The 3,776-nt window shown below is 76.8% G+C and carries 4 protein-coding genes; 2 read left to right on the forward strand and 2 right to left on the reverse strand.

Features of this window, described 5'->3' with window-relative positions:
• On the forward strand, nt 1-295 hold a 295-nt coding region (locus AVP42_RS16615; RefSeq protein ID WP_197466960.1), incomplete at its 5' end, for a hypothetical protein.
• 34 nt (nt 296-329) lie between these two features.
• Here AVP42_RS16615 and AVP42_RS04990 read toward each other — a convergent pair.
• Nucleotides 330-1,274, reverse strand: coding sequence for an NADP-dependent oxidoreductase (locus AVP42_RS04990; RefSeq protein WP_067946739.1), 945 nt, complete (start codon nt 1,272-1,274; stop codon nt 330-332).
• Between the two features lie 38 nt (nt 1,275-1,312).
• Nucleotides 1,313-2,089, reverse strand: coding sequence for an IclR family transcriptional regulator (locus AVP42_RS04995; protein WP_067946735.1), 777 nt, complete (start codon nt 2,087-2,089; stop codon nt 1,313-1,315).
• A gap of 82 nt (nt 2,090-2,171) precedes the next feature.
• Between AVP42_RS04995 and hutH the strand changes: the two genes are divergently transcribed.
• The coding region (gene hutH / locus AVP42_RS05000; RefSeq protein WP_067946737.1) for a histidine ammonia-lyase at nt 2,172-3,776 on the forward strand (1,605 nt) is incomplete at its 3' end.

Consider the following 3,776-nt stretch of genomic DNA (forward strand, 5'->3'; position numbering starts at 1 on the left):
ACTCGAGGGCGTTCCGGATGGCGCGGGCGTGCTGGTGCGCCTCGAGCGGCGCGCGTCCGGCGTGCTGCTGCGGCGGCGCGCCGAGCTCCGGCGCGGGCGCGTCGAACTGCGGCTCACGCCGGAGGAGACGGCGTTCCTCGGCGAGGGGTCGCTGCACGTGGGGTTCGTCGTGCTGGACGGCGACCGTCGCGCCGAGGTGGCCGCGGGTCGCGTGCACCCCGACACGCGTCCGCTGCCGCGCCGCGTGACGGCGGGGGTCCGATCCCGCCTCGGCCGGGCGCGACGGCGGGGCTGAGCGCGGCCCCCACGGCGCGGAACGACGGCGGGGCTCAGGGCACGAGCACGAGCTTGCCGCGCACGTGGCCGTCCTCGCTCTCGCGCTGGGCGTCGGCGGCCTCCGCGAGCGGGTACCGGCCGGAGATCTCGACCTCGAACCGCCCCTCGGCCGCGAGTCGCGCGGCCTCGGCGACGCCCTCCGCACGCAGCCGGACCTCCTCGGGTCCCATGGTCGACGGGATCGCGCCGGACCAGGTCCGGATGCCGAGGTCGGCCGCGTCGGCCATGCGGACGATCGTCGCGACGCGATCGCGGTCGGGCACGAGCTCGAGGCTCGCCTCGATGGCCTCGTCGGTGCCGGCCCCGTCGAGCGCGACGTCGTAGCCGTCCGGGGCGGCCTCCCGCAGGCGGTCGACGAGCCCGGGCCCGTACGCCACCGCGACGGCGCCGAGCTCGCGCAGGCGGTCGTGGTTCGCGGGCGAGGCGGTCGCGACGACGCGGGCCCCGAAGGTCCGCGCGAACTGGATGGCGGCCTGTCCGACGCCGCCGGAGCCGGCGTGCAGGAGCAGCGTCTCGCCCTCGCGCAGGCCGAGCGAGCGCAGCACCTGGTACGCGGTCCCCGCGGGGATGCCGAGGGCCGCTCCCTGCTCGAAGCTCAGCTCGGCGGGCTTGGGCACGAGCTGGTCGGGCGTCGCGACGACATGGCTCGCGTACGCCCCCGAGGCGCCGTGCACGATGACCTCGTCGCCCGGCCGCACGGCGTCCACGCCGTCGGCGACGGCGACGACGACGCCCGCGGCATCCGCCCCCAGGCCCTGCGGCCGGCTGAAGTCGCGCGTGCCCCGCCGGCCGCTGCGGATCTTCGAGTCGACGGGATTCACGCCCGCGGCGCGCACCTCGACCACGACGCCGCCGGCGGGCGGGTCGGGCACCGGACCCTCGACCGGGGTGAGCACCTCGGGTCCGCCGTGCTCGGTGTACCGGATGAACTGCGCCATCGTCGCCTCCTCGTCGTGGCTCTCCACGCTAGCCGCGGTCAGCGGGTGCCGCGGATCCGGCGCGACAGGGTCGTCGCCGCGTCCGTCACCGCGCCGGCCGCCGCGCGGACGAGCTCGTCGGACGACCCCTCGGCGAAGGTCACGGCGATCGCGGCCGCCGGCCAGCCGAGGTGGTCGATCACGGCCGCCCCGACCGAGGCCAGGCCGCTCGTCACCTCGCCGTGCTCGCCCGCGACGCCCGCGGTCCGCACCTCGGCGAGCACCGACTTCAGGCGCGAGTAGGTCCAGGGCGCGGCATCCGCGGGGCCGGACGCGCGCTCGGCGAACGCGGCGCGATCGGGGTAGAGCGCCCGGAGCTGGGCCGGCGGGAGCACCGCGAGCATCGCCCGGCCGGACGCGGTGAGGTGCGCGGGCAGGCGGACGCCGACGTCGGAGACGAGCGACGGGCGCCTGGCGGCGCGCTCCTCGACGAGGTACAGCACGTCGCGCCCGTGGAGGACCGCGAGGTGGCCGGACTCGCCGAGCCGGTCGACGAGGCCCGCCACGAGCGGTCGCCCGAGCCGCGTGAGCGGCTGCTGGCGGCTGAAGCCGCTCGAGAGCTCGAACGCGGCCACGCCGAGCCCGTAGCGGCGCTCCTCGGGCAGGTGCACGACGAAGCCGCGTTCCTGCAGCACGGCGAGGAGCTGGTACGTCGTGGAGCGCGGCAGGCCGAGCGCCGTCGCGATCGCGGCGGCCGGTGCGGGGCCGCGCTGGGCGGCCAGGTGCGTGAGGATGGCGAGCACCTGGTCGGCCGCCGGCGCCTTCGGCTCCGCCATCGCACCTCCTCGTCCGGGATCCCGGACGCCAGCGTACTCCGGGGCGTTCCGGCGCGCACCGCCCCGGTGTGGAATCGGTGACATGAGCACCATCGCGCCCGAGAACGCCCGCACCGCGGCATCCGTCGACGCCGTCACCGTCGGCACCGGACCGCTCACCATCGACGAGGTGGTCGCCGTCGCCCGCCACGACGCGCGCGTCGTGCTCGACCCCGCCGCGCTCGAGGAGGTCGCCGCGAGCCGCGCGATCATCGAGGGCCTCGCCGCCGACCCCGAACCGCACTACGGCATCTCGACCGGGTTCGGCGCGCTCGCGACCACCTTCATCGCCGAGGACCGCCGCGCGCAGCTGCAGGCGAGCCTCGTCCGCTCGCACGCCGCCGGCTCGGGGGCCGAGGTCGAGCGCGAGGTCGTGCGCGCCCTCATGCTGCTGCGCCTGTCGACGCTCATGACCGGGCGCACGGGCGTGCGCCGCGAGACGGCCGAGACGTACGCCGCCATCCTCAACGCGGGCATCACCCCGGTGGTGCGCGAGTACGGCTCGCTCGGCTGCTCGGGCGACCTCGCGCCGCTCGCCCACTGCGCACTCGTCGCCATGGGCGAGGGCGAGGTGCGCGTCGACCCCGCCGGTGGTCGAGGCGCGAGCGCCGGCGAGCATCCCGAGACCACGGATGCCGCGTCCGCCCTCGCCGCCGCCGGCATCGCGCCCGTGCGCCTCGGCGAGAAGGAGGGCCTCGCCCTCATCAACGGCACGGACGGCATGCTCGGCATGCTCGCGCTCGCCATCCACGACCTCCGCACGCTGCTGACCACGGCCGACGTCGCGGCCGCCATGAGCGTCGAGGGCCTGCTCGGCACCGACGCCGTGTTCGCCGCGGACCTGCACGAGCTGCGCCCGCAGCGCGGCCAGGCCGTGTCGGCCGCGAACCTCCGGCGGCTGCTCGCGGGCTCCCCCATCGTCGCGAGCCACCAGGGCCCCGAGTGCACGCGCGTGCAGGACGCCTACTCGCTGCGCTGCGCCCCGCAGGTGCACGGCGCGGCGCGCGACACCCTCGCGCACGCGGCATCCGTCGCCGAGGCCGAGCTCGCGAGCGCCATCGACAATCCGGTGCTCACGCCCGACGGGCGCGTCGAGTCGAACGGCAACTTCCACGGCGCCCCCGTCGGGTACGTGCTCGACTTCCTCGCCATCGCGGTGGCGGATGTCGCCTCCATGAGCGAGCGCCGCACCGACCGCTTCCTCGACCGGGCCCGCAACCAGGGACTGCCGCCGTTCCTCGCGCACGAGGTGGGCGTCGACTCCGGGCTGATGATCGCGCAGTACACGGCCGCGGGCATCGTGTCGGAGCTCAAGCGCCTCGCGGTGCCGGCGTCGGTCGACTCGATCCCGTCGTCGGCCATGCAGGAGGACCACGTCTCGATGGGCTGGGCCGCCGCGCGCAAGCTGCGGCGCGCGATCGACGGGCTCACGCGCGTCCTCGCGATCGAGGTGCTCACCGCGGCGCGCGGCCTCGCGCTCCGCGCGCCGCTCGCGCCCGGCGCGGCCACTGGCGCCGTGGCCGCCCTCGTGGTCGAGCGAGGCGGTGCCCCCGGCCCCGACCGCTTCCTCGCGCCCGAGATCGAGTCGGTCGTCGAGGCGGTGGCCTCGGGCGAGGTCGTCTCGCGCGCGGCATCCGTCGTCGAGCTC

Source organism: Agromyces sp. NDB4Y10, assembly GCF_001620055.1.
Classification (GTDB): Bacteria; Actinomycetota; Actinomycetes; order Actinomycetales; family Microbacteriaceae; genus Agromyces; species Agromyces indicus.

Bases quoted from the DNA above. Each gene is read 5' to 3' on its own strand.
- AVP42_RS04990 (WP_067946739.1), bottom strand. From the start codon at position 1,274: ATGGCGCAGTTCATCCGGTACACCGAGCACGGCGGACCCGAGGTGCTC.
- AVP42_RS04995 (WP_067946735.1), bottom strand. From the start codon at position 2,089: ATGGCGGAGCCGAAGGCGCCGGCGGCCGACCAGGTGCTCGCCATCCTC.